Here is a 25,501-nt window from a genome sequence, read left to right on the forward strand (position 1 = left end):
CTGCCGCTGACGAAGCTCCCCGGGCTCTCCGGGTGTGCCAGATCATTGATCGTGGCCCCCCGGGGGGCCCTCCGCCACCGGAGCGACACCCCCGCTCTCACCAGCCGCCCACCACGCGTTCGAGTCGCACTCCCGTTCCGTCGTCGACCGGGGGCCTGATCTCGAGGTCCCGCGCCGCGACGCGCACAGGGTCGGGCGCGCGCTCACCCCACTCCTGCTCGCGTGCCAGTGCCCGCGAACTGCGGACGTGGGCGAGGGTGCGGCCCTCGTCGTCGATCCTCACGCTCCCGACGGGTGGGCACAGTGCGCGCAACCGCTCCACGGGGAGATCCCCGAGCGCGCAGGGGCGGTGGATGTCGACCAGGATGTCGGGACGACGACGAGGACCCGCCCCCTGCCCGCCGCGCCGCCGCCACCGGCCGCGCTCCCTCACGTCCACCCGTGGGTCGTCGGCGAACAGGCCCGCGATCACCCCGGAGTCCGAGGTGGCGGGGTCGACGGTCGCGGCCACATCGCCCCAGCGCAGTAGAGAGACGCAGGTCGCGGCGGCAGAGCCGGTCCCGGAAAACGCCGACCCCGCGGCGTGGACGTGGACCGCGATGGACGGGAGGGCGAAAATCCCGCTGGCGGGGCGCGTGAAGGGCGAGGCGATGAGCGGTGCCAGGCGGGCGGTCTCGGCGTTCTTCTGGGCCAGGTGTCGGACGTCGTCCCGGCCGTCCCCGGCGCCTGCGCGGCCCGCCCAGTCCGGGCCGTCGTGCCAGGCCACGGCGTCGGGGAGGTAGCGCAGGCGACCGCCGGCCTGTTCGCAACGCCAGGCCAGGTCCCAGTCCTCGCCGCCGTAGCCGATGATCCCCGGATCGAATCCCCCGGCGAGGTCGTAAAGGCGGCGGTGCAGGCCGCACACCGCGGACAGGACCCCGCGCCACAGGCCCTCGCCGCGGGACAGGTTGTCGGTCTCGGCGTAGAACGCGGCGGGCCAGGCGGGATCGGGCAGGATCACCTCCGGCTCAACCGCTGTAGTGACCGGGCCGAAGCGCCCGTAACGGCGGCGGCCCACGACCAGCAGGTCGGGCGCGTCGGTCAGGGCGGCGGCCATCGTGGCGACGTAGTCGGGCCCGGGGACGGTGTCGCCGTCGAGGAACAGCAGGAGCTCGCCACTGCCCGCCTGCGCACCGAGGTGCCGCGCGGCCGACGCGCGAAAACCCCGGTCGTCCTGGCGCACCACCGTGACCCCGGGCGGCACGGAGGGCGGGGTGGGTGACCCGTCGTCCGCGACGATCACCTGCATGGACGGCATTCCCGCCGGCACGAGCCCTGCCGGCACGTGCCCCGCCGAATCGTTCCCGACCGGATCGCGCACCGCCCGCTCACGCCCGACCCCGGCGAGTCCGCGTTGCCCGCTCAGGGCAGCGAGGATCCGGTCGAGCATCTGTTGGTCCCGGTAGTACGGGATCACCACGTCCACGCTCAGCGGGGGCCGGCCGTTCATGTGAGCCACCCCCGCCAGGCCTGCAGGTACGCCCGCCCGAGCTCGTCCAGGCCGGGCGGCGGGATGTCGCGCACGGTGGGCGCGGGGTCGTCGAGGAGTGCGCGCAGGTCCGCGGCCAAATCGGCGCCGCTGGCCAGCAGCAGGGATCCCGGCCGGATCTGCTCCATCTCCCGGGTGTAGTCCGAGTCGTTGACCAGGGGGCGGCGGCCTGCGGCGGCCCAGGTGTTGAGGGAACCCGAGGCCGAGACGTTCCGGAACAGGGCGACCGGCACGGTCACCTCGCCGAGCGTGCCGGCGAGCTCGTCGTCGTCGATCCGTCCCGTCACCTCCGCCCGACCGCCGGCGGCGCGCACGGTCTCCAGCGCGGCGGCCACGTACTCCTCGTGCCCCTCGGCCGGCGCGCCCAACAAGCGTAGAGTCACGCGGTCGTCGCCGTCGGCCGCGAGCCGCGCGACGGCCTCCGCGACCACGTCAACCGCCTTGCCCGGGTGCAGAAAGCCGAAGACGCCCACCGAGCGAGGGTCGAGGGAGGGGACGGCGCGAGCGGTCGGGGCCGCTCCCGTCCGGGCCGAGGTAGGCAGGGCGGGAACAGGCAGAGCGGGAACAGGCAGCGGGACGACGACGTCGACGGCGATGCCCTCGTCCGCGCAGAGTCGGTGCTCGTGCCCGGAACTCACCATGACCAGGTCCGAAGCGGCTGCGATTCGACGATAGGCCCGGGCCCGGCTCCGGCATCGCTCGGCGCCCTCGGCCGGCTGCGGGACGTCATGCAGGGTCACCGCGACGGGGCGGTCACGCGACAGCGACTCGACCGCCCCGGCGGCCTCGTCAGGTGTCGAGCCGAACAGTGGATCGGTGATGTGCAGGTGCACGGGCGTGCCGGGGTGCGCGGTCAGGGCGTCGGGCAGGTCGTCGACGTGGGCGACCTCCATCAGCGTGGTCCCGGCGGCGCGGGCGCAGTCGACGGCGAAGCGGGCCACCCCGTGCTCGGGCGGCCCCAGGGCGACCGTGAGAGGTGGCCGGGCGGCCGGGACGTCGGCGTCGGCGTCGGCGTCGGCGTCGCGGTCGGAGCCGATCACGCGGCCATCAGCCCCAGCAACTCGATGCGGGCCGCGTGCCTGCGCAAGCCCTCGTCGACCACGCTCGGGGTGGCGGCGTACCAGGCGAGGTGGGCGTCCACGATCTCGCGCTCAGGCACCGGCGCGCCGTCGACCAGCCAGTCGCGGGGCCCGGTCTCGGGCAGACCCAGCGCACGCTCCACCGCGGGATCGACGGGAGCGCGGGTCGCGCCCAGGGGCTCGCGGTCGCCGATCCGGGGAGGGTCCGACAGCAGGCCGGCGGGCAGGTGCCCGAGGATGCGGTCGAACACCGTGGCCAGCGTGTGCCGGTCGGGGTGGTTGATGGTGTGCCAGCGCGGGTAGCCCTCGAGGAGATCCGAGACGGACAGGGCGCCGTGGGTCTGCTCGCGGACACGCAGCGCCTCGACGGATTCATCCGCCGAGGCCCGGGCCTGCTCGGCGGTCGGAGTGGCCTCGAGGAGATCGTGGTCGCCGGTCTCGGCGGCCACGAGGGTGCGCAGGTCGTGGTAGGGCGCGATCGGTGGGACGAGTGAGCGATCCCGTGGTGGGCGCACCAGCACCTGGTACGGGTGCAGACCGGCGTAGCGCAGCACCGGCACCAGAGCCACGGAGGCCGACGTCGGGAGTCGGGCCGCGAGCTGGCGGTGGCCCAGTGGCAGGTCGCGGTAGTCGTCGCGGATCGGCTGGATGATCAGCACATCAGTGCGGGCGAGGTCCGCGTGTAGGCGCGGGAGGTCGCCGGCCGTCATCTCGTACACCGGTCGGACATCGATCACGGTGACCTCCTGCGAGGTGCGCAGCAGGTCACGGTAGACGTCGGCCTGGCAGTTCCCGATCACCATGATCGTGGGCTGATCCGGAGTGCTCATCGGGGCGAGCGTAGGCACGGCCGGGGGTGGCGGCAACCGGCTGACGCGGCAGCCGCGGCGGCAAGCGGTGGCGACGGCGTGCGTCGGCGGGCACCGTGACGGGGTGATCTCCGGCCCCTCCTCGACCCCACGGACCCGGGTCCTGTCCCTCCCCGCCGGCCACGACTACGTCCGGCATGCCGTCGGCCCGGCCACCGACGTCGAGGTGCTGGCCGATCCCGTACTCGACCCCGCCGAGCCCGCGCGGTGGTGGCCGCACCCGGCGTTGGAGGCCGCCGAGCGCCCCGAGGTGCTCGACGGCGCCGACCTCGTCCACGTTCACTTCGGCTACGAGCACCGCACCCCCGGGCAGGTCGCGGAGTTCGTCGCCGCGGTCCGCGCGCGCGGGTTACCCCTGGTGGTGACCGTGCACGATCTGACGAACCCCCACGAGCCCGACCCCGCGGCGCACCTCGCGCGCACCGGGCACCTGGTCCGCGGCGCGGATGCGGTGATCACGCTGACCGCGGGCGCGGCCGCCGAGATCCGCCGGCTCTGGGGCGTGGACGCGCACGTCATCCCGCATCCCCGGCTCATGCCGCCCGAGATCACCGAGCCGCACCGTCGGGGTCGGCTCGACACGCTTTGCGACCAGCACGCACGTACCCGGGAACCAGCGCCTCGCGCGGTGGGCGTGGTGCTGGGCTCGCTGCGGGCCGGGGTCGCCGTCGAGGAACTCCTGGCCCCGCTGGCCGCGGCCCTGCCGCCGGGCACGCGGTTGGCCGTCATGGTCCGGTCGGATGCGCTGGCCGCGGCCCGCGAGCCCGGCCACCCCCGGCACGCCGCGGCGATCGAACTCGACCGACTCGCGCCGGCCGTCGAGGTCCGCGCGCACGAGCACCTGTCCGATGCCGACCTGTGCGCGGCACTTGCCGGGTTCGGCGCGCTCGTGCTTCCGCACCGCCACGGCACGCATTCCGGCTGGCTGGAGCTGTGCCGAGACCTGGGCCTCCCGCCGGCCATCCCCGCAATCGGCCATCTCGTGCAGCAATGGGGCCCCGATGCCGCGTCGTACGACCCGGCCCGCGTCACCGCGGAGGCGCTGACATCCGAGCTGCACGCCGCGCTCCTGGCCGCCCTCGACGGCCCGCCGGTTCCGCCCCGATCGCCCGATGCGGAGGACGCCGCCGTCGCCCGGGCCCACGGCGAGCTCTACCGCGAGGCCGTCCGGAATTCCGCACGCGATGCCTATTTCCACACCGACCGGCCCCTCAGCAACCGCCGATCGGTCGAACCCACTCGCGTTTCCCCAGGTGGCGGTCACTGAACGCCGTGATCTCCGACCACTCGCCGGCAGTGGGCGGCAGCGGGCGGCGGCGGGCGGGTGGCGGCGGGCGGCGGGCGGCCGCGTCAGCCCTCCTTGCGGCGCACCATCTCGGTGATCCACTCCGGCGCGTACGGGGACGTGCAGTTGGCCGGCGTCGGGTAGTCCCGCAGGACGCCCAGCCGCTCGCCGATCTCCAGCGCGCGCGGCCGCAGGTCCGGGTTCTCGATCCCGATCTGCGCGAGCGTGGTGTTCATCTCCCACTGCAGCCGCTCGTGCGCCCCGGCCATCTCGGCCTCGATCTGGTCCAGCAACGCGGGCAGGTCCAGCCCCCCAGGCTTCTTGACCACCCGGTCCGCGGTCAACGCCCAGCCGGCACTCGCCACGACCGGGTCCGCGTCGGCCAGCCACGCGACCCGCAGCTCCTCGGCGTGCGGGCCCTTCATCACGACGTAGCCCACCAGCCAGTCGTGTACCTTGCGGGTGCGCGCCTCGCGGATCATCGCGTCGAGGTCGTCCGCCGAGAACTCCCGCGGCCGGCAGATGAGCAGCGCCAGCAGCCGCGCCGCCGAATCGCCGGTGCCCCACAACCCGACCGCCAGGGGATGGTTCTTCTTCACCCTCTTGGCCACGGCGCGCAGCTTGGTCAGATTCACCGCGTGATCGTCGCCGTGACGCTCGTTGACCTCCCGGATCCGGGCATCGGCGAGCTCCGCGAGCTCGGCCATCACTTCGTCGAGTGTGGGCGTTGTCGTCGTCGTCATGGCCCGTCGCCTCCGTCTCGCACCGTCACCGAACCGATCCCACCACCATACGAGCGCGGCCTCCGACGCCGCGGCGTGCGCACTCGCGCGGCCACGCTGTCGCGCGCCCTATACTCACCGGGTGCGCCTGTGGAGTATCCACCCCGACCTCCTCGACCGCTCCGCGCTGGTCGCCGGGTGGCGCGAGGGCCTGCTGGCGCAGAAGGTGCTCCGCGGGCTGACCACCGGTTATCGCAGCCACCCGCAGCTCGAGCGGTTCCGCACGCTGCCCGATCCGGTCGCGGGCATCGCCACATGGCTGCACGCGCTGGCGGATGGCGCGGACGCGCGCGGATACCGGTTCGACCGCACCCGCGTCGTGGTGCCCGCGGGCGCCGAACGACTCGAGCTCACCGACGGTCAGCTCGCGCTGGAGTGGGCGCACCTTCGCGGCAAGGTCACCGCGCGCGACCCGGCGTGGCTGGAGCGGCTCACGGAGCCGCGCCCGCACCCGATGTTCGACCTGGTGCCGGGCCCGGTGGCCGACTGGGAACGCGCACCCCGGCCGGAGGCCTGACATGACGCTGCTCCCCCGCCCGATGCGACGCCCGCTACCGCTGCCGGCCGTGCTCGCGCCCGCCGCGGCATCGACGCTACTCGCGCTCACCCCGATCCGCCGCCCCTTCGCCGCCGCCACCGCCGGCTGGGTGCTGAGCCTGCCGGCGCTGGAGCTGCCGCTGCACGTCGGCGTGCTCGTGGGTGCGGCGGCCGCCCCGGCGCTGGCCCGCCGCAGCACGCGCCCGTCCGACGTGATCGGCGTGGGGATGGCGGTACTGACCTGCGCGGGACTGGGTCTGGTGTTGGCCCGGCAGCTCGCCGCCACGCGCGTGCTCGACCGGGCCCTGGCGGAGCCGCACGACGTGGTGGGAGAGGCGGCGGGAAAGTCGACGACGACGACACCGCCCTCGCCCCGCCACCGCACGCCCTGGCCCGCGGTGCTGCTCGCGCCGTGGCCGAGCGTGCCACGCGGCGTCCGCGCCCGCAGGGGCGTGGTCTACGGCCCCGACCCGACGGCCAACCGGTTCGATCTCTACACCTGTGCCGACGGAGCCCCGGCGCGCGGCGTGCTGATCCACATCCACGGCGGGCACTTCCGGGCGGGCGCCCCGAGCCGCGAATCGCGGGCGATGCTGTTCGACCACGCGCGCCGCGGCTGGGCGGCGATCAGCGCGACCTACCACCTCTCGCCCACCCCGGAGTCGGGGTTCCCGCAGCACCTGGTGGACATCAAGCGGCTCATCCGGTGGGTCCGCGCCGAGGGGCCGGACCACGGCATCCCGATGAACACGCCGATCGTGGGGGCCGGCAGCTCGGCGGGGGCACATATCGCGATGATGACCGCGCTGACGGCGGGCGACCCGGAATACCAGCCGGGCTTCGAGGACGTTGACACCTCGCTGGCCGGCGCGATCGGACTGTACGGCTACTACGGCCGGCTGGGCCCGGCGACCACGGAGACGTCCGACCCGGTGCGCTGCCCGGCAACCGGCGCGCCGCCGGTCGCGATCATCCACGGCACCCTCGACACGTACACCCCGGTCAAGGGCGCCCGGCGGCTGGTCAGGCACCTGCGCGCCGCCTCGGCCAACCCGGTGGTCTACGCGGAGCTGCCCGGCGCCCAACACGGCTTCGACGCCGTACGGTCGCCGCGCTATCTCGCGGTGGTGGCGGCGATCCGCCGATTCACCGAACCGCTTGCCGGATGATCGGCGCTACCGTTAAACATCACTAACCCCACGACAATCCACCCGATCACCCCATCACCCCAGGAGGGACCCCGGATGAACCGAACCGCCCTCGTCATCGGCTGCGGTGGGACGATCGGCGCGGCGTGGACGATCGCCGCCCTCCACGCGCTGGCCGAGCAGACCGGCTTCGAGCCCCGCGACGCCGACGTGCTGCAGGGCACCTCCGCGGGCGCCGAGCTGGTGACCATGCTGGGCGGCGGCGTCGGCATCGACGAACTGGTGGACATGCAGCGCGGCGAGGCCGAGGACCCCCGGCTCCGCAGCCACATCGCGGCCACGCCGCCCGGCGTCCCACCGCTTCCCGGGCCGCCACTGCTCAACCCCGGACTCCTGCGGACGCAATCCGGGCTGGCCGCCCTCACCGGCCTGGCCCCCACCGGGCGCGGTGACATGACGTGGCTGCAGCGGCTGGCCGACGGCTTCGAGGTGGGCTCCTGGCTGCCGCATCGCGCCGCGCGGATGATCGCCTACGACGTGCGGGCCGGCGAGCGGGTCGTGTTCGGCGCGCCGGGTTCGCCGATCGCGACCGTCGGCGAGGCGCTGCGGGCGTCCTGGTCGACCCCTGGGTGGATGCCTCCGGTCGCCATCGGGGACCGCATCTTCGTCGACGGCGGTATGGGCTCGTCCGCCTCCGTGGACCTGATCTCGCCCGAGGACGCGGATCTGATCTACGTCGTCGCCCCCATGACCTCGGCGCCCGGCGTCCGCGTCCCCGGCTTCGGCGGCGCGGTCGAGTACCGACTCCTGCGGCGTCCGATGTCCGCGGGCCTGGCCGCCGAGGTCGCGGCCGTCCGGGCCCGGGGGACCACCGTCGTCCCCATCCTGCCCACCGCCACCGACCTCGCCGGTCTGGGCGCCCACTTCATGAGCGCGTCCCGGCGGGTGGCGGCGTTCGAGCACTCCATGAGGACCGCGCCGGAGACCGTCCGCGCCGCGCTGTCCGCGAACGGGGCCGGCGTATGAGTCCTGCCCACCCGCGCGAACCGCGCGTGGTGATCATCGGGGCGGGGGTCGCCGGCATCACCGCCCTCCACGTCTTCCGCGAGCAGGGATTCACCGACGTCACAGTCCTCGAGAAGGGCTCCGACGTGGGCGGGGTCTGGCACTGGAACCGCTACCCGGGCCTGACCTGCGACGTGCCCTCGCAGCTGTATCAGTTCGGGTTCGCCCCCAAGCCGGATTGGTCTCACGTGTGGGCCGACGGGAGTCAGATCCAGCGTTACCACCGCCGGGTGGTCGACGATCACGGCCTGGACCGGTTCATCCGGACGAACACCGAGGTCGTCGCCGCCCGCTGGCACGAGGACGACGCCCACTGGGAACTGACGACAGCCTGCAGCGAGACGCTCCACGCCGACGTGGTGGTGTTCGCGACCGGGGTGCTGCACCACCCGTCGGTGCCTGCGATCCCCGGGCTCGAGGACTTCGCCGGCGAGGTGGTCCACACGGCGCGCTGGCCAGACGGGCTGTCCACCGCCGGCCGGCGCGTCGCGGTGCTCGGTACCGGCTCCACGGGCGTCCAGGTGGTGTCCGCCCTCATCCGGGACGCCGCCTCGGTCACGCATCACGTCCGATCGCCACAGTGGATCCTGTGGGCCCCGATGGGGGTGCGCCAGCTCGTCGTCGTCGGATCCGTCCTCCGGCGGTTCCCGACCGCACACCGCGCGCTGTACGCGGCGCTGCAGTGGGGCTCGGGCATCCTCGCCGACATCACCACCCGGCCGTCGTGGCGACGACGCGCGGTACAGACCTACGCGCGGCTCTCACTGCGCTTACAGGTCCGTGACCCCGACCTGCGCGCGCAACTCACCCCGGCCGACGAGCCGCTGTGCAAACGTCAGGTGGTCTCGGGGACCTACTACCGCGCCATCCAACAGGACCACGCCGAACTGGTGACGGCGCCGATCGCCCAGGTGACACCCGGCGGGATCCGCACGGCCGACGGCGTCGAGCGCCCGGCCGACGTCATCGTGCTGGCGACGGGATTCCGGGCGCACAACTACATGCTGCCCATGGAGATCGTCGGCCGCGACGGTCGGACTCTGGACGATGAGTGGCGCCACGGCCCGCGCGCCTACCGGATGACGGCGATCCCGGGATTCCCGAACGCCTTCACCGTCCTCGGCCCCAACTCCCCGACCGGCTCCATCTCCCTGCAGCACACCGCGGAGCTCACCGCCCGCTACATCGCCCACTGGTTGGGGCTGCTGCGCGACGGCCCGATCTCCTCGGTGGAGGTGACCGAGGAGGCGACCGCGGACTTCAACGCCGAGGTGGCGGACGCGATGGGCCCGACGGTCTGGAACACCGGGTGCAACTCCTGGTACTTCCACTCCGGCGGCGCGATCGATCTGTTCCCGTTCGACCGCGCCCGTCTCGCCGAGTTGCTCGCCGAGCCCGACCGCTCCCACTTCCGGGTGCGGTGACCGGTCGCGCCGCGTGTGACGGTCGGGGCGCGGTTCAGCGGGCCGCGCGCCGGGATACGGGCCGCGTCCCGTCGCCGAGGTCCGGGTCGGGCAGGCGGCGGCTCGGGTCGGCCAGCCCGATCAGGTGTCCGTCGGCGGCGAGGCGGCGCATGCCGTCGAGCAGCATCCGGCGGGCGCTGGTGTTGACCGACGACACGCGGCTCAGATCCAAGGTCACCTCACCGTCGCCGGGCGGGATCTCGGCGAGGCGTCGCAGGACGAGTTCAGCGCTGGCGAAGGTCATCGCACCCTGCAGCCGGAAGACGCGGCGGTCGTTTGCCTCGTCGTAGCGGACCGAGCGGACGGCCTCCACATCCATCACGGCGGTGTTCATCAGATGCAGGTCGAGGTCCCGCGACATCCGCTCGAACGCCCGCACCCCCTCGACGCTGTGCCCGTGCGCATCCAGCCGCGGGGAGAACACCCCGAGTCCGACCTGGGCGGGCAGCGAACCGAGGATGCCACCAGACACCCCGCTCTTGGCCGGGATGCCGACCGTGGACATCCAGTCGCCGGCCGCGTCGTACATACCGCACGTGGCCATGACCGCCAACACATGCCGCGCCACCTCATCCGAGACCACCCGTTCCTTGGTCACCGGATTGACCCCGCCGGCGGCCAGGGTCACCGCCATCACCGCCAGGTCGCGGACGGTCACCGTGTAGGCGCACTGCCTGGTGTATCCGCGGACCGCCTCGTCCGGGTCGCCGTCAATGATCCCTCCGGCCCGCACCAGATTGGCCATCGCCCGGTTGCGGAACGCGGTACGCAGCTCGGAGTCCAGAACCGTGATATCCACGTCCAGCGGGCGACCCGCGAACGCCGAGAGCCCCTCCTGCACGGCCGTGTCCCGCTCGATCTCGGTCGCGTCCGGCGGCCCGACGAGGGTGTGCGTGGTGATGGCTCCGACGTTGATCATCGGGTTCTCCGGGCGTCCGGTTTCCGGCTCGAGCGAGATCTCGTTGAACGCATCACCGGACGGCTCCACGCCGACCTTCTCCAGCACACTCTTGATCCCCCGGTCGCGCAGGGCGAGGGCGTAGATGAACGGCTTGCTCATCGACTGGATGGTGAACTCGGCGTCCGCATCGCCGGCGGTGTAGACGACGCCGTCCAGGGTGCAGGCGGACACGGCGAACCTGTCCGGGTCGACGGAGGCGAGCTCGGGGATGTAGTCGGCCAACTCGCCGTCGTCGCCCACCGAGCAGGCGTCGCGGATCTCGAGCAGATATTCGGGTACCGGCGTCTTCACACCCTCAGATTGTCACGAGAACTAGTTTGCGGATAAGTGACGCCCATCAGTGTTCTTCTTCCCCGTCTCTCGTAACTTCACAGTTGACGGGCCGGGAAGGTCCGAGGAAGACACCACGAGGAGAGGATAGAAATGGCCGCGAACAGCCAGAACATCGTCAAGAGCATGCTCCGTGCGGAGGGTTTTTCCTGCCCCTCCTGCGTGGGCAGGATCGAGAAGCAGGTCGGCCGCCTCAAGGGCGTGGAGGACGTGAAGGTGCACTTCGCCTCCTCACGCATCGAGGTTGAACACGACCCCGAGGTCGCCAGCGTCGACGACGTGGTGGCCGCAGTCGGCAAGGCCGGCTACAAGGCACGTGCCAGCGCCTTCTGACCCACGCCGGCCCCTATCGGGTCGCGCAGCGGTCATTCGGGCCGCCGACGGCAGCTTCTCAACCGAGCAAGTGCACCACCGGCCGGCGCCAACGGGCGCCGGCCGCCTGAGGTCCGGCACCCCTGACGGTGGCGGAGAAGAGAAAGAGGAAAAGACCATGACCACGATCCGTAGTTGGCTGTACGGGCGGTGGTTCGTGCCCATCGTGTCCGGGCTGCTCATCATCGGATCGTTCATCGCATCCGGTGTGGCCGGCTCGGACTTCCGTGGGCTCGAGGGCAACACCATCCTGGCCGACGCGCTGATGTTCGCCGCCGCCGTCGTGGCCGGCGCGCCCATCGTCAAGAAGGCGATCGACGCACTGCTCATCCGCCATATCGGCATTGACCTGCTGGTCTCGGTGGCGGCGATCGGCGCGATCATCATCGGCAACTACTGGGAGGCGGCCGCGGTCACCTTCCTGTTCGCGATCGGCCACGCCCTCGAGGCGGCGACCCTCAACAAGACCCGCTCGGCGCTGGCCGAACTGGTGGCGGTGGCCCCGGATGTCGCTGTGGTGATGCGCGATGGCGAACAAGTCGAGATCGACGCCGGCCAGGTGCGCCAGGGCGAGATCGTCCTGGTCAAGAACGGCGCCAAGGTGCCCGTCGACGGCCAGGTCGTGGCCGGCTCGGGCGCGCTGGACGAGGCCTCGATCACCGGCGAGTCCATCCCTGTCGAGAAGGGCAAGGGCGACCAGGTGTTCGCCGGCACCATCTCGCGTGGCGGCTTCCTGCACGTGCTGGCCACCGGCATCGGCGCCGACACCACTCTGGCGCGGATCATCCACCGCGTCGAGGAAGCGCAGGATGCCAAGGCCCGCACCCAGAGCTTCATCGACCGCTTCTCCACCTGGTACACCCCGGGCATCATGATCCTCGCGCTGGTCGCCGGCCTCATCTCCGGTGATGTGGTTCTCGCCCTGACCCTGCTGGTGATCGGTTGCCCCGGCGCTCTGGTCATCTCGATTCCCGTGGCGATCGTCGCCGGCATCGGCCGTGCCGCCCGCAACGGCATCCTCATCAAGGGTGGCGAGTACCTGGAGACCTCCGCCAAGATCGACGTTGTCGCGGTGGACAAGACCGGCACCCTCACCGAGGGTCGCCCCGAGCTCACCGACGTGCTGGTGCTCGATCCGGCCATGGACCACGCCGATGTGCTGGCCCTGGCTGCCGGCGGCGAGGCCGGTTCCGAGCATCCGCTGGCCCGACCGATCCTGGAGGCCGCGGCGGCCGAGGGGATCCGCTACGACACCCCCGAGTCCGTCAAGCCGGTCGCCGGAAAGGGCCTGACCGCCCAGGTGGACGGTCACCGTGTCCTGATCGGCAACCAGGCGCTGCTGGACCAGTTCGGAATCGTCGACGACGGCGCCGCGCAACGTGCGGCGGACGAGTTCGCCCGCGACGGCAAGACCCCGATGATCATCGCGGTGGATACACGAGTCGCCGGCGTCATCGCGGTGGCCGACACCATCCGTGCGGACGCGGCCGAGATGGTCTCCCGTCTGCACGAGGCGGGCGTGGAGACGGTCATCATGCTCACAGGTGACGTGCGGTTGGTCGCCGAGGCCGTGGCGAAGGCGACCGGTGTGGACGAGGTCCGGGCGAGCATGTTGCCCGAGGACAAGCTCGACGCGGTCACCGAGCTGCAGCGTCAGGGGCACACCGTGGCAATGGTCGGCGACGGCGTCAACGACGCTCCCGCCCTGGCCACCGCGGACATCGGTGTGGCCATGGGCGCGGCCGGCTCGGCGGTGGCAGTGGAGACCGCCGACATCGCGCTCATGGGCGACGATCTCCTACGCCTGCCCGAGGCCATCGGCCTGGCCAAGCGCACCGTCAGCGTGATGCGGCAGAACATCGCGATCGCGATGATCACCGTGGCCGCACTGCTGGCCGGCGTGTTCGCGGGCGGGGTCACCATGTCGATCGGCATGCTCGTCCACGAGGGATCCGTCCTGGTGGTGATCATCAACGCCATGCGGCTCATGCGTCGCAGGGGCAGCGCCCCGAAGGCAATGGCGGCACCCGCGCGCAGCGATGCCGACCTCGGTGATGCGGATCGCGATTCCGTGAAGGTCTGACGCACCACGTCGAGGCAGCCCGCATTCCGCGAACGGCATGCCACACCGCAGAGACGACAAGGGCCCGGACCGGCAATCAGATGCCGGTCCGGGCCCTGCCGCTATCGTGCGGCGCGACTTGTCGGTCAGCGTCGCGCGCAGATCAGTGATCGTGGTTGTCGTCAGCCTTGGTCGGGTGGACGGTGCCGTGAGCGTGCTCCGGCGGGGCGTACAGCGAGTACACCTTGAGGTCCTCGTCACCGATGTTGGTGACGTTGTGCCACGAGCCGGCCGGCACGAGGATCACCCAGTCGTCGCCGACCTCGCGCTCGAAGTCCAGCTGGTCCTTGGCGGGGCCCATCTGCACGCGGCCCTTACCGGCCTCGACGCGCAGGAACTGGTCGTGGTCGTCGTGGACCTCCAGCCCGATGTCGTCACCCGGCTTGATGCTCATCACCGTGAGCTGCATGTTCGATCCCGTCCACAAGGTGGTCCGGTAGTTGTCGTTCTCCAAGGTGGCGTCCTCGATGTCCACGACATACGGGTTCGGACCATGATCGGTGGGGCTCATCGCGGTTCCTGTCTGTTCGGTGTAACTGACACTGACAGCCTGCCCGAAACGGCCGGCCCGCGTGGCGCGTATCTACCTGGACGGCCCCGTCAGCGGGCGCGCGACCGCCTCCAGTCCGTCGCGGTCGAGCACTGCCGTCCATCGTCGTCCGGAGTCGATGATCCCCTCCCTGCGCAAGCGGCTCATCACCCGCGAGACGGACTCGGGTGTGGAGCCGGTCATCCCGGCGAGATCGGCGCGGGTGAGAGGCAGCTGCAACAGTGTGCCGGGCGCGCCGCCGTCGCCGAAACCCGTCCGGGACTCGCCGAACTTGTCGGCGATACGAAGCAGCGTCCCCGCGACCCGCTCGGCCACCGTCCGGGTGGACTGGTGCATCACCGTCGTGCGGGACTCGCCGAGCTGACCCGCCAGATCGTCGACGACCCGCAGCGCGACAGCCGGGTAGCGGACCAGGAGTTCGCGGAAGTCCTCCGCAGAGATCCGCAGTGCACAGAGCGTGTCGAACGCCTCCACGGTCTCGCCGTACACCGGACGGCCGAGCGTGTCGAAACCGCCGAAGACGTCGCCCGGCGCCAGCAGGTCCACCACGACGGTCCTGCCGTCCTCGGTGTCGCGGTAGGCTTTGGCGCGGCCGTGGGCCACCAGGTAGAGGTGGCCGGCCGAGTCGCCCTCGGTGTAGACCGCGTCGCCCGCCCCCCAGGACAGTGCCACCGAGTGCCGGTCGACGTCGGCGATACCGTCGGCGTCGAGGTCGGCGAAGAACGGTGTGTGCCGCAGGACCGCCAGTCGTACCGGCTCCGGGCACGCATGCGGTTGCGCGCACGTCGGTCGCAGGGGCGTGACCCGGCGGGCGGCCGCACGATCGGAAACCGAGCTCATATCCCCCACTGTGCCAACTTCCCGGTTCAGGACACGAGGATCTGGGTGGCGTGCGCCTTGAGCTGCGCCTCCGCCCACTTGGCCTGGCGGTGGGTCTCCGGCTGACACTCCTCGGCCAGCTCGAGCAGGCGCATGTGCCGCACCCCCTGGGCGGCCTGCGCGAGGAGCAACCAGTCCATCTGCACGCCGGAGGCGTCCACGTACACGTTCCGCAGGTCCTCGAGCATGAGTAGCTCCGGCGCACGCAGCCGGCCGATCAACTCCGAGCCCTTCTCGCGGACCCGGGCGGCCGGCCCGGACTCCAGCCGGGGAGCCGGATCGAGGTCGAGCCCGTAGTCGACGCCGACCTCCACCATCCGCCGCAGGTGGCGGCGCGACCATTCGGCGTTGTCCCGCGCGACGTGGTGGATCTCGTGGTCGACGGCGTACCGCTCGGAGACCAGCAGAAGCTGCCGACCCAGCCGCACCTCGGAGTGGTGGAGTTCGTGCAGAACGGGTGCGAGTTTCATCGCGCGCCCTCCTTCCTGGATTCCCGGTGCCCCGGCCCGTGGGCCTCCGCCGCAGCGGCCGAGTCCGCGACCCGCGTGATCCGGGCGGCCGCGGTCTTGAAGATCGGCTGCTTGGACACCGGGTCCCAGTCGGTGAGGGTGAGCTCGTTGGCGGCCCGGCCGGCCGCGTCGCGAGCCGGGCCGTCGCCGGTCGGGGTGTCCCAGTAGCCGTAGTGGAACGGCAGGAACAGCACCCCGTCGCGGATGTCGGTGATCCGCACCGTCGCACGGACGCGGCCGCGCGGGGTGGAGATCTCGGCGTAGTCGCCGGCGGTCAGCCCGGCGGCCGCGGCGTCGCCCGCGCTGATCTCCACCCACACCTCGGGCGCGGCGGCGTCGAGCTCCGGTGCCCGGCCCGTCTTGGTGCGCGTGTGGAAGTGATAGAGGGTGCGTCCGGTGATCAGATGCAGCGGGTGGTCGTCGTCGGGTCTCTCGTGCGCCGGCAGGTACGGCGCGCCCTTGAGCATCGCCCGTCCCTCCGGGTTGAACACCTTGTACTCCTGCGCGTTCTTCGGAGCGCCCGTGACCAGGTCGCGGCCGTAGTTCTCGCACACGTCGGGGTGGGCCCAGAACCGGCCGTCGGTGTAGAGACGTTCGGTGCCGTCCGGGTTCTCCTCGTTGCACGGCCACTGCACACCGGACTCGCCGCGCAGCTTGTCGTAGGTCAGGCCCGTGTAGTCGCACAGGCGCCCGCGGCTGCACTCCTTCCAGGCGTCGAACGCCGACTCCGGATCGTGCCAGTGCACGAGCGGGCTGCCATCCTTGCCGCGCAGATCGAGTCGGCGGGCGTAGTCGAGGAAGATGTCCAGGTCGGCCTTGGCCTCACCGGGCGGCTCGACGGCCTTCTCGGACAGGTGCACGGTGCGGTCGACGTTGGTGAACGTGCCGGTCTTCTCCCCCCAGGTAGCGGCGGGCAGCACGACGTCGGCCAGCTGGGCGGTCTCGGTGAGGAAGATGTCCTGGACCACCAGCGTGAGCCGCTCCTGCGACAGGATCGAGCGGATCCGGTGCAGCTCGGGCAGTGACACCGCCGGGTTGGTCCCGCTCACCCACAGCAGGCGCAGCGAGCCGTCCTCGACGTAGCGCATCATCTGCATGGCGTGCGTGGGGGCGGTGTAGTGCGGGATCGCCATCGGGTCGACGTTCCACACCGACGCCAGGTCGTCGATGTGCGAGGGGTTGGACCAGTTCCGGAAGCCCGCCAGGTCACCGTCCGCCCCACACTCGCGGGTGTTCTCCGCCGTGGGCTGGCCGTTCATCTGCAGCACGCCGCAGCCGGGCCTGCCCAGCATGCCGCGCAGGAGGTGGATGTTGTTGACCTGGATCGACGCCGCCGCGGCCTGATGCGACTGGTAGAAGCCCTGCAGCACGGTCGACATCAGCTTCTCCGCGCCCGCGAGCAGCCGCGCGGCCTCCCGGATCCGCCCGGCCGGGACGCCGCAGATCTCGGCGGCCCACTCGGGTGTGCAGTCGGCGACCTGCCCGGCCAGCGAGTCGTAGCCCACCGTGTGCGAGTCCACGTAGTCGCGGTCCACGGCGTCGGACTCGATGAGCTCGTGGATGAGCGCGTTCATCAGCGCCATGTTGGTGCCGGGCAGCGGCGCCAGGTGGAGGGTGGCGTGCGCGGCCACCGGGGTCCGTCGCGGGTCCACGCACAGGATCGCGGGTGGGTTGGGACCGGCCAGTCGGTCGAGGATCCGCATCCACAGGACGCTCTGCGTCTCGGCCATGTTGTGGCCGTACAGGGCGATCACGTCGGCGTGGTCGATGTCGGTGTACGAGCCCGGCTGCCCGTCGCAGCCGAAGGAGGCCTTGAGCGCCGCGGCGGCGGTGGCCGTGCACAGCCGCGTGTTGCCGTCGACGTGGTTGGTGCCGATCCCGCCGTGGGCGATCACGCCCAGCGTGTAGTACTCCTCCGCGAACAGCTGGCCGCTGGTGTAGAAGCCGATCGCGCTGGCCCCCTGCTCGTCCAGCAGCTCGCGCGTCCGGCCGACGACCCGATCCATCGCGGTGTCCCAGTCCGTCTCGACCAGCTGGCCGTTCTCCCGCACCAGCGGCCGGGTCAGCCGGTCCGGCGAGGAGTTGGCCTGCCAGCCGTAGAGGTCCTTAACGCCCAGGCGACCGTGATTGACGCGGTCGCCGGCCCGCCCACGAACCCCCTGGATGCGGCCGTCGACCACCGCCATGTCCATCGCGTCGCCGTTGGAATGCAGGATGGAGGCGGTCTGGACCCAGCGGTCCACGTCCTCCTCGCGCACGCCGTCCGCCAGGTGGGTGTCCACGCGGACCGGCCAGTCCTCGCCGGGCCCGTAGGCGGTGCGCTCGCCCCACGGTTGATCGATCCGCGTGGGCCGCGGCCTGCTGCTGTCGGGATGCGCCGGGCTCATCCCGTCCTCCCTCCCTGGTGGGCGTCGTACCTCGTGAGTCCGCGCGCGGCCGGCCCCTCGAGCAGCTCGCCACACGCCAAGAAGCGCGACCCGTGCCACGGGCAGTCCCAGGACCGCTCCGCTTCGTTCCAGCTCAGTACGGCTCCCAGGTGGGGGCACAGCAGTCCGACGCGGCAGGTCTCGTCGTCGTCGCCCCTGGCCTGGCCCATCGGCCGGATGCTCGGCCGTGGCGGCCGTACCACCGCCTGCGCCGCGGTCGCCGCGAGCTGCGCCGGTAGCCCCGCCGCGAGCGGCGCCGCGCCCCGGACCGTGCCGGTGATCGTGGGCCGACCGAACGACGTACGCGGTTCGCGGCCCTCGAGGCGGTCGACCATGATCCCCGCGGCCGCCGGCGCCGCCGCCAGTCCCCACTTGCTGTAACCGCCGGCGAAGTGGACCCGCCCGCGCCCCCACGGCAGCGGTCCGGAGCGGGGCAGCATCGTCACCGGGTGGTAGTCCTGCGCGGACCAGCCGTGCGTGAGTCGCGCGCCCGGGAAGTGCTTCTCCGCGTACTCGCGCAGGGAGTCGAGCTTGTCGGCGGTCCCGGCGGCCGTGCCGGTGCGGTGGCCGTTGCCGCCGACGAGCAACACCTCGCCGCCCGCGGTCGGGACCGTGCGTAGCGACCGCGCCGGGCGCTCGACGGAGACGTACATGCCCTCCGGTAGCCCGCCCGAATAGTCGAACGCGCACAGGTAGGAGCGTTCGGCCTCCATCGTCGCCACGGACGGCCCGCGGTCGAGCGCCGGGGTCGCCGTGGCCAGCACCACGTCGCGCGCGGTAAGGGTGGAGCGACGGGTGGGACCGGGTGCGGCCGTGGTGCCGGAGGTGCCTGAGGCGTCGGAGGTGTCGACGACGACGTCGCCCGCCACCGCGTTGACGGTCACGTCGACGAACGCCTCGTCCCCGCTGCCCCGCGCATCGAGGCCGGTGACACGCGCGCCCTCCACGATCCGCACGCCGAGCGCCTCGACCGTCCGAACCAGCGCGGCCAGCGCCTCGGCCGGGTCGAACTGCAGCTGCTCCGGCAGCTCGACCGCGGCCCTGGCGGGGAACGGCACGTCGATCCGATCGTACCACCGCGCGGGCAGTCCCAGGTCGCGAAGGGTGCGCATCTCCTTGCCCAGCGCGGACCCGCCGAGCAGGCCGCGCGAGAACGTCACCGCCCGCGGGCGCTGCACGGCCACGTCGTGGGTGTCGCAGAACTCGGCCCACCATTCCAGGCCGTACTGGTTGGCGTCGGCGTAGGCGCGGGCGGTGTCCAGACCGTGCCGTGACCGGATGGCGGAGAGCCGCGTGCCCTGCAGCACCGACACCTTGGCCGTGGTCGCTCCGCTGGCGCCCGCGCCGACGGTCCGCGCTTCGAGCACCACCACCGAGTGGCCGCGCGCCGCCGCCATGAGCGCGGTGATCAGGCCGGTGAAGCCCGCGCCCGCGACCACCAGGTCCACGTGCTCGTCGGCGGGGATGTCGACTGCGGGGACGTCGATGGTGCTGCGCTGCCAGTACGAAGTGCCCATGGTGGCTTACCGTAGGACTGCCCATCCGCTAATGCATCCGCTCGGCTTCCACGCCAGCGCAGAATCGCCGTCTGCTCACACGGTCCGCTTCTCACGATGTACTCCGGCCCGCGCCGAGCGACTCCCGCCGAGTCGAGGACTCGATCGAGAAGCGGAAAGCGCACAAACTCACTCGGGCGATGCGGGCCGAACCCTCTTCCCGACGCAGCCGGGCGGCGAGGCGGCCGGTGGCAGGCGGCGGGGCGGCGAGGCGGCCGGTGGCAGGCGGCAGGCGGCAGGCGGCAGGCGGCAGGCGCCGCAGAGGCTACTCGCGCTACTTGCCGGTGAACCCGGCGTCCACGGGGAGCGTGATCCCGGTGATGTGCCGACCCGACTCCTCCACCAGGTAGAGCACCGCGCGCGAGATGTCGATGGGATCGAGCATCGGCACCGGCAACGCGTTGCCCATCGTGTGCCCGGCCGGATTGCCGGCGAACCAGGCCTGCATCTCCGCGTGCGACACCATCGCGGTGGGCACGCCGGCCGGGTGGATTGTGTTGATGCGGATGCCGTGCGGCGCCAGCCAGATCATGAGACTGCGCATGATGCCCACCACGCCGTGCTTGCTGGCGGTGTACCCGGTCGCGGCGCCGCTGCCGTCGCCGCCGCGGCCGGTCAGGCCGTTCGTCGACGAGATGAGCACGATCGATCCGCCCTGATCACGCTCGACCATGAGCGGCGCGATCGCGTGGACGGTGTTCCACACGCCGACCAGGTTGACCATGATCGTGTCGATGAACGCGACCTGCGCATCCGGCTCCTGCCCGCGCTGGAGGTTGATGCCCGCGTTGGCCACGACGATGTCCGGCACACCGAACGCCTCGACACACCGGTCCACGGCCGCGGCGACGTCGGCGGTCTCGCGCACATCGCCCTTCACCGCCACGATCTCACCCCCGACCGCCTCCACCTCGGCGACGGTCTGATCCAGATCCGACTGCGCGGCCAGGGCGTACGGCACCGACGCAATGTCCTCGCAGATGTCGAGGGCGAGGATGCGGGCCCCACGCCGCGCCAGCTCCACCGCGTGACTGCGCCCCTGGCCCCGGGCCGCGCCGGTGATGAAGGCGACCTTGCCCGCGAGTGACTGCTGTTCCATGTGCTCCACGCTCCTGCTCACAATGCCCGAACGACGACCTGCCGGGCCGCCGTGCGGCGACCTGACTACTGTCAGAATCTAAGCACCCAAGCGCGCCCGCGTCCCTCGGTTGCAAGACATTGCTCCCAGTTTGCAAGACCACAGGTGCGACGAACGGGGTCAGAATCGCACCGAGTGTCTTGCAGTCGCGAGGGCATGTCGTGCAACCGGGGAAAGGAGCGGCGATGCAGCGGTGGGCAGCGGCGACGCGGCGATGGAAAGAGCCCGCCGATGCGGATCAGCCCGAATCCGCCTCGTCCAGCACCTCGCGCAGCGCCACAGCGAACGCGTCCGCATCGCGCGCGACCAGCCGCGAATAGCTCAATACCAGCCCCGTCACCGGATGCTGTGCGGACTGGCTACTCAGCGAGCGCGTCTGCCACCCGGCCCGCTCGAGTGCGCGCACAACGTCGTCGTCGTCATACCCAGGCAACATCACACACAGGTGGAGCCCCGCCTCTACACCTGTCACGTCAACGGTCGGGCACTCGCGCGCCAGCGCCGCCACCAGGCGCGTGCGCCGATCGCTGTACACCCGCGCCGCCCGCGCCAGGTGCCGATCCATCGCGCCCGAGGCCATGAACCCACCCAGCGCGTCCGCGGGCAGCGACGACGGCCCGCGCCGGTGCACCGCCAGCCACCGCTCGACCTCGCGCCGCAGCCCGGCCGGCGGCAGACACCAGGCGACGCGTAGGTCAGGGGCCACGGACTTGGACGACGTACCCACGTACGCCACGCACTTCTCGGCGCCCGGCAGCGTCGCGAGCGCGGGCAGCGGGGCGACGCCGTAGCGGAACTCGCCGTCGTAGTCGTCCTCGATCACCAGCGAGCCCGTCCGCCGCGCCCACTCCACCAGCGCGACCCGCCGCTCGACGCTCATGCGGTGGCCGAGCGGGTACTGGTGTGCGGGCGTGGTGAACACGATCGCGGGCGCCTCGCCCAGGCGCCCGGCGTCGAGGCCGTCCGGGTCGACGGGGTGGAAGTGCACGTCCAGACCCTGCTCGCGTGCCATGAGCAGCGCGCCGCGGTAGCCGGGATCCTCCATGTGGAACGGGATCACGTCGGGGCCCGGCCGGCCGGCACCCTCGCCCCGGGCGACGAACGCGGCGCACAGGGCGGCGATCGCCGAGCGCGACGAGTCGAACAACAGCGGGTCCGCGCCGGCGATCCCGCGATGCCGCCGCAGGTGCCCCGCCAACGCCGCGCGCACCGTCGGACTCGGCTCCTCCCACGGGTTGACCCCCGCGAGCCCCTGCGCCGCGGCCGCCCGCACCGCCGACCGCCACGCGCGCTCCTCCACCAGCGCGGCGTCCGGGATCCCGGGACGCAGGTCGCGCGGCGATCGCCCCGTACGGGGCTCGGGTAGGGGCGACGACGACGAGGCCTCAGCCGCAGAACCGTCACTCCGCCGGGTCCGGGCACCCGCGCGGGCGGCCTGCGCGGCGCCCCGGCTGACGCGGGTGCCGGAGCCGTGTTCGGAGGCCACGAAGCCGGCGGCGGAGAGTTCGTCGAACGCGCGCACGACCGTCCCCCGGGACAGGCCCGTCTGCTCGGCCAGCGCGCGTGTGGACGGCAGGCGGTCGCCGTCGGCCAGGGCGCCGTCCGCGATGCGCTCGATGATCGCGTCCACCAGATCCGCGGCTCCCGACACCTGCCCCAGGACCAGGGCGCCGGGGCGGGAGGTGCGGGACATGGACCAAGCGTAGGCGGCGACCGCGGTCACGAGGCCGGAGAAGTCGCCCGCCAGCGTGTAGGATTCACCGGCAGTGGGGGAGTATCCATCACGCTGTGGACGTCAGCACGCGGGCCCGAGGATCGGGTCGGCCGGGCACAGCGGCTCACACCAACGGTCAAGGCCCGGGTGAGCGGAGAGACTCACGGGGCTTTGTCGTCCCACGCCGTCTCTCACGAAAGGACCCTCTCCGTCCATGGAGATCACTCCGCTGCTCTGGGGCATCACGATCGCGGTGATCGTGGGCCTGCTGGCCTTCGACTATTTCTTCCACGTGCGCAAGGCACACCTGCCGACCATCCGCGAGGCCGCGGTCTGGTCCGCGATCTACGTGGGTCTGGCCCTGTTGTTCGGCCTCATGTTCTTCGCCGTGGGCGACACCGCGCACGCCGTCGAGTACTACGCCGGCTACATCACCGAGAAGGCGTTGAGCGTCGACAACCTCTTCGTGTTCCTGGTGATCATGGCGTCGTTCAAGGTGCCGCGTGAGTTCCAGCAGAAGGTGCTGCTGTTCGGCATCACGTTCGCGCTGATCTCGCGCACGGTGTTCATCCTCCTCGGCGCCGCGATCATCGAGGCCTGGTCGGACGTGTTCTACCTGTTCGGCATCGCGCTCCTGCTCATCGCCGGCCAGCAGCTCCGAGGCGAGCTCACCGGGGACAAGGACGGCAAGGACGAGGCCGACAACGTCATGGTCCGGCTGGCCAAGCGGTTCCTGCCGGCCTCCGAGCACTACGACGGCGACAAGCTGTTCACCCGCGAGAACGGCAAGCGGCTGCTCACGCCGATGCTGCTGGTCATGGTGGCGATCGGTGCCACCGACATCCTGTTCGCGTTCGACTCGATCCCCGCGATCTTCGGTCTGACGCAGGAGCCGTACATCGTCTTCACCGCCACCGCGTTCTCGCTGATGGGTCTGCGGCAGCTGTACTTCCTCATCGACGGCCTGCTCGACCGGCTCGTGTACCTGTCCTACGGGCTGTCCGCGATCCTCGGGTTCATCGGCGTCAAGCTGATCCTGCACGCACTGCACGAGAACAACCTGCCGTTCATCAACGAGGGCGAGAACGTCTCCGTCGTGGAGATCCCCACCAACCTCTCGCTGCTGGTGATCGTGATCATCCTGGCGATCACCGTGGCGGTCTCGCTGCTCAGCCCCAAGGGCAAGGCACTGCGTGCGCTGCAGAACGCCGAGCGCTACGCGTTCCGCTACTCCAGGCTCGCCGAGGACACCGACGTCTCCGACGCCGACCGCGTGCAGGCCGAGCAGCTCATGGACGACTGGACCCGCAAGGCCGAGTCCGTGGCGCCGAGGTACCGCGAGGAACTGCTCGAACACAAGGACAAGTACTCCGACATCATCCGCACCGCGCACGAGACCCGGTTGGCCTCCGCGCGGGCCGCGGGTCGCGAGGCCGGCGAGTCCGAGAAGATCGTCAAGCAGCGCGGCCCCACGGTCTGACGGCGCCGGGGCCTGGGGCCCGGGGCCTGGGGCGGCGTGCCCGGGCCCCGCTGGCCCGGGCCGGGGCGGCCGGCACTGAACCCGGCCCCGCCAGACCTTGTCGACATGAGTGCGAAACTCGTCGGCATCACTGCGAACCCAGCCCGGAAAGATAGCAGTGACGCCACCAAAGTTCGGGCAGCGCCGACACCGGACCACCGGCCGTCAGCAATCCCCGTATCGGCCGCCCCGAACCTTCGCCAAAGTGGTCTCACCATTTGGCCCGAAGTGGACCTTCCCAGCCTAGCCACTTAGCGGATGGAATGGCCTCATGCAGAACTCCGCGACCGCCTACAACCGCCCGGCGCCCACGTACCGCCAGTCCGCACGCCTCCGCGACGTCCGTTACGACGTGCGCGGCCCCATCCTCACCGAGGCCATGCGACTCGAGGCCGAGGGCCACGACATCCTGCGCCTGAACCTGGGCAACATGCGCCCGTTCGGCCTCGACGCACGCCCCGAGATCGTCGAGGCCGTGGCCCGCGACCTCGGCGACGGCCAGGCCTACTCGGATTCGCGCGGAATCCCGGTCGCGCGCGAGGCGGTCGCCGAGCACTACCGCCGCTGCGGGATCGACCAGATCTCGGCCGAGGACGTGTTCCTGGGCAACGGCGTCAGCGAGCTCATCACCCTCGTCCTGCAGGCCCTGGTGAACCCGGGCGACGAGATCCTGGTCCCGGCACCCGACTACCCCACGTGGACCGGCGCCGTGAACCTCACCGGCGGCGTGCCCATGCACTACCTGGCCGATGAGGCGAACGGCTGGAACCCGTCGCTGGAGGACATCGAGTCCAAGGTCACCCCGCGCACGAAGGCCCTCGTCCTGATCAATCCCAACAACCCGACGGGCGCGGTCTACAGCGAGGAGACGGTCCGCGGGATGGCCGACATCGCTCGCCGCCACGGACTCGTCCTACTCAGCGACGAGATCTACGAAGAGCTGGTCTTCGGCGAGGCCGTGCATCACCACGCGGCGCTCGCGGCCGGCAGTGACGTGTTGTGTCTGACCTTCGGCGGCCTGTCCAAGGCGTACCGGGTGTGCGGCTATCGGGCCGGCTGGGTCGCCGCGACCGGGCCGCTCGACCACGCCGCGGACCTGCTCGAGGGCATCACGCTGCTGTCGAACATGCGGGTCTGCCCCAACGTGCCCGGCCAGTACGCGATCCCGGTGGCGCTCGCCGCGGGGACGCCCGGATCCGCGCTCCCGGCGGACGTCGTCGATCCGGGCGGCCGCCTGGAGTCGCAGCTGGCGATGGCGTCGGACGCCCTGAATGCGATCCCCGGGGTGAGCTGCGTACCGCCGCGCGGAGCTCTGTACTGCTTCCCTCGGATCGACCGCGAGATGTACGGGATCGACGACGACGAGGAGTTCGTCCTCGATCTACTGCGCTCGGAGCATGTTCTCGTCACGCACGGGACGGGGTTCAACTGGCCCGAGCCGGATCATTTCCGGATCGTCTGCCTGCCGGAGGCAGGCGTTCTGGAGCGGGCGATCGCCTCGATCGGCGACTACCTCGCCCGCCGCAGGCTCCGCGTCGCGGCCTGAACCCGGCCCGCCCCGCAAGACGCGCCGTCTCATCGTCCAGAGGGTTCCGCACACATCTCGCGAGTAGACGTGTGCGGAACCCTCTGGGCGATGGGCGCGAGCCGGTGACTTCGCGTATCCCGC

General features: G+C 71.7%; 21 protein-coding genes. 9 read left to right on the forward strand and 12 right to left on the reverse strand.

Going from position 1 to position 25,501, the window contains the following annotated elements; translation table 11 throughout:
- Positions 1 to 97: 97 nt before the first annotated feature.
- The 3 genes from ACWGLC_RS00350 to ACWGLC_RS00360 are packed head-to-tail and all read right to left on the reverse strand — an operon-like array spanning position 98 to position 3,437.
- Positions 98 to 1,489, reverse strand: coding sequence for a glycosyltransferase family 2 protein (locus tag ACWGLC_RS00350; RefSeq protein ID WP_452098050.1), 1,392 nt, complete (start codon positions 1,487 to 1,489; stop codon positions 98 to 100).
- Complete coding sequence (locus ACWGLC_RS00355) at positions 1,486 to 2,568, reverse strand: hypothetical protein (RefSeq protein ID WP_452098051.1); 1,083 nt, start codon at positions 2,566 to 2,568, stop codon at positions 1,486 to 1,488. Before ACWGLC_RS00355 ends, ACWGLC_RS00350 begins: the two co-directional genes overlap by 4 nt.
- Positions 2,565 to 3,437, reverse strand: a complete 873-nt coding sequence (locus ACWGLC_RS00360; RefSeq protein ID WP_452098052.1) for a WcbI family polysaccharide biosynthesis putative acetyltransferase — start codon at positions 3,435 to 3,437, stop codon at positions 2,565 to 2,567. The genes ACWGLC_RS00355 and ACWGLC_RS00360 overlap by 4 nt, the downstream gene beginning before the upstream one ends.
- A 103-nt stretch (positions 3,438 to 3,540) precedes the next feature.
- Between ACWGLC_RS00360 and ACWGLC_RS00365 the strand changes: the two genes are divergently transcribed.
- On the forward strand, positions 3,541 to 4,743 hold the full coding sequence (locus ACWGLC_RS00365) for a glycosyltransferase family 4 protein (RefSeq protein WP_452098053.1): 1,203 nt from the start codon (positions 3,541 to 3,543) through the stop codon (positions 4,741 to 4,743).
- Between the two features lie 83 nt (positions 4,744 to 4,826).
- Here the strand turns inward: ACWGLC_RS00365 and ACWGLC_RS00370 are convergent, their stop codons facing one another.
- The gene (locus ACWGLC_RS00370; RefSeq protein ID WP_452098054.1) at positions 4,827 to 5,504 is read right to left on the reverse strand and encodes a DNA alkylation repair protein; all 678 of its coding nucleotides are present in this window, start codon (positions 5,502 to 5,504) and stop codon (positions 4,827 to 4,829) included.
- A gap of 121 nt (positions 5,505 to 5,625) precedes the next feature.
- On the opposite strand from ACWGLC_RS00370, the gene ACWGLC_RS00375 reads away from it, so the two are divergent.
- The 4 genes from ACWGLC_RS00375 to ACWGLC_RS00390 all read left to right on the forward strand — a co-directional run bounded on the left by ACWGLC_RS00375 (position 5,626) and on the right by ACWGLC_RS00390 (position 9,717).
- On the forward strand, positions 5,626 to 6,060 hold the full coding sequence (locus ACWGLC_RS00375; protein ID WP_452098055.1) for a pyrimidine dimer DNA glycosylase/endonuclease V: 435 nt from the start codon (positions 5,626 to 5,628) through the stop codon (positions 6,058 to 6,060).
- A 1-nt stretch (position 6,061) separates the two neighbouring features.
- Positions 6,062 to 7,249 carry an alpha/beta hydrolase gene (locus ACWGLC_RS00380; RefSeq protein ID WP_452098056.1) on the forward strand — a complete coding sequence of 396 codons (1,188 nt, stop codon included), beginning with the start codon at positions 6,062 to 6,064 and terminating at the stop codon, positions 7,247 to 7,249.
- 75 nt (positions 7,250 to 7,324) lie between these two features.
- A complete protein-coding gene (locus tag ACWGLC_RS00385) occupies positions 7,325 to 8,254 on the forward strand; it encodes a patatin-like phospholipase family protein (RefSeq protein WP_452098057.1) in 930 nt (309 codons plus the stop codon).
- Positions 8,251 to 9,717, forward strand: a complete 1,467-nt coding sequence (locus ACWGLC_RS00390; RefSeq protein WP_452098058.1) for a flavin-containing monooxygenase — start codon at positions 8,251 to 8,253, stop codon at positions 9,715 to 9,717. The genes ACWGLC_RS00385 and ACWGLC_RS00390 overlap by 4 nt, the downstream gene beginning before the upstream one ends.
- Before the next feature lie 34 nt (positions 9,718 to 9,751).
- Here the strand turns inward: ACWGLC_RS00390 and ACWGLC_RS00395 are convergent, their stop codons facing one another.
- Positions 9,752 to 11,008, reverse strand: coding sequence for a glutaminase (locus tag ACWGLC_RS00395; protein WP_452098059.1), 1,257 nt, complete (start codon positions 11,006 to 11,008; stop codon positions 9,752 to 9,754).
- Positions 11,009 to 11,140: 132 nt separating this feature from the next.
- Between ACWGLC_RS00395 and ACWGLC_RS00400 the strand changes: the two genes are divergently transcribed.
- Positions 11,141 to 11,380 (forward strand): heavy-metal-associated domain-containing protein, encoded by a 240-nt coding sequence (locus tag ACWGLC_RS00400; protein WP_452098060.1) that lies wholly within the window; start codon positions 11,141 to 11,143, stop codon positions 11,378 to 11,380.
- A gap of 157 nt (positions 11,381 to 11,537) precedes the next feature.
- A complete protein-coding gene (locus tag ACWGLC_RS00405) occupies positions 11,538 to 13,502 on the forward strand; it encodes a heavy metal translocating P-type ATPase (RefSeq protein ID WP_452098061.1) in 1,965 nt (654 codons plus the stop codon).
- A 142-nt stretch (positions 13,503 to 13,644) separates the two neighbouring features.
- On the opposite strand, the gene ACWGLC_RS00410 is transcribed toward ACWGLC_RS00405, so the two are convergent.
- The 7 genes from ACWGLC_RS00410 to ACWGLC_RS00440 form a co-directional block, all read right to left on the reverse strand.
- Positions 13,645 to 14,052: a cupin domain-containing protein gene (locus tag ACWGLC_RS00410; protein ID WP_452098062.1), complete on the reverse strand. Its 408-nt coding sequence runs from the start codon at positions 14,050 to 14,052 to the stop codon at positions 13,645 to 13,647.
- Between the two features lie 72 nt (positions 14,053 to 14,124).
- Positions 14,125 to 14,931 carry a Crp/Fnr family transcriptional regulator gene (locus ACWGLC_RS00415; protein WP_452098063.1) on the reverse strand — a complete coding sequence of 269 codons (807 nt, stop codon included), beginning with the start codon at positions 14,929 to 14,931 and terminating at the stop codon, positions 14,125 to 14,127.
- A 26-nt stretch (positions 14,932 to 14,957) separates the two neighbouring features.
- Positions 14,958 to 15,440, reverse strand: coding sequence for a hypothetical protein (locus ACWGLC_RS00420; protein WP_452098064.1), 483 nt, complete (start codon positions 15,438 to 15,440; stop codon positions 14,958 to 14,960).
- On the reverse strand, positions 15,437 to 17,866 hold the full coding sequence (locus ACWGLC_RS00425) for a molybdopterin oxidoreductase family protein (RefSeq protein WP_452098065.1): 2,430 nt from the start codon (positions 17,864 to 17,866) through the stop codon (positions 15,437 to 15,439). The genes ACWGLC_RS00420 and ACWGLC_RS00425 overlap by 4 nt, the downstream gene beginning before the upstream one ends.
- Entirely contained in the window at positions 17,863 to 19,422 is a 1,560-nt protein-coding gene (locus ACWGLC_RS00430; RefSeq protein WP_452098066.1) for an FAD-dependent oxidoreductase, read from the reverse strand. The genes ACWGLC_RS00425 and ACWGLC_RS00430 overlap by 4 nt, the downstream gene beginning before the upstream one ends.
- 313 nt (positions 19,423 to 19,735) lie before the next feature.
- Positions 19,736 to 20,560 (reverse strand): mycofactocin-coupled SDR family oxidoreductase, encoded by an 825-nt coding sequence (locus ACWGLC_RS00435; RefSeq protein WP_452098067.1) that lies wholly within the window; start codon positions 20,558 to 20,560, stop codon positions 19,736 to 19,738.
- 277 nt (positions 20,561 to 20,837) lie between these two features.
- On the reverse strand, positions 20,838 to 22,292 hold the full coding sequence (locus ACWGLC_RS00440; RefSeq protein ID WP_452098068.1) for an aminotransferase-like domain-containing protein: 1,455 nt from the start codon (positions 22,290 to 22,292) through the stop codon (positions 20,838 to 20,840).
- Positions 22,293 to 22,527: 235 nt separating this feature from the next.
- Between ACWGLC_RS00440 and ACWGLC_RS00445 the strand changes: the two genes are divergently transcribed.
- Together ACWGLC_RS00445 and ACWGLC_RS00450 are read left to right on the forward strand one after the other, a co-directional pair.
- Positions 22,528 to 23,793 (forward strand): TerC family protein, encoded by a 1,266-nt coding sequence (locus ACWGLC_RS00445; RefSeq protein WP_452098069.1) that lies wholly within the window; start codon positions 22,528 to 22,530, stop codon positions 23,791 to 23,793.
- Between the two features lie 310 nt (positions 23,794 to 24,103).
- The gene (locus ACWGLC_RS00450; protein WP_452098070.1) at positions 24,104 to 25,378 is read left to right on the forward strand and encodes a pyridoxal phosphate-dependent aminotransferase; all 1,275 of its coding nucleotides are present in this window, start codon (positions 24,104 to 24,106) and stop codon (positions 25,376 to 25,378) included.
- The last annotated feature ends 123 nt before the right edge of the window (positions 25,379 to 25,501 follow it).

Source organism: Dietzia sp. NPDC055877 (assembly GCF_053615975.1).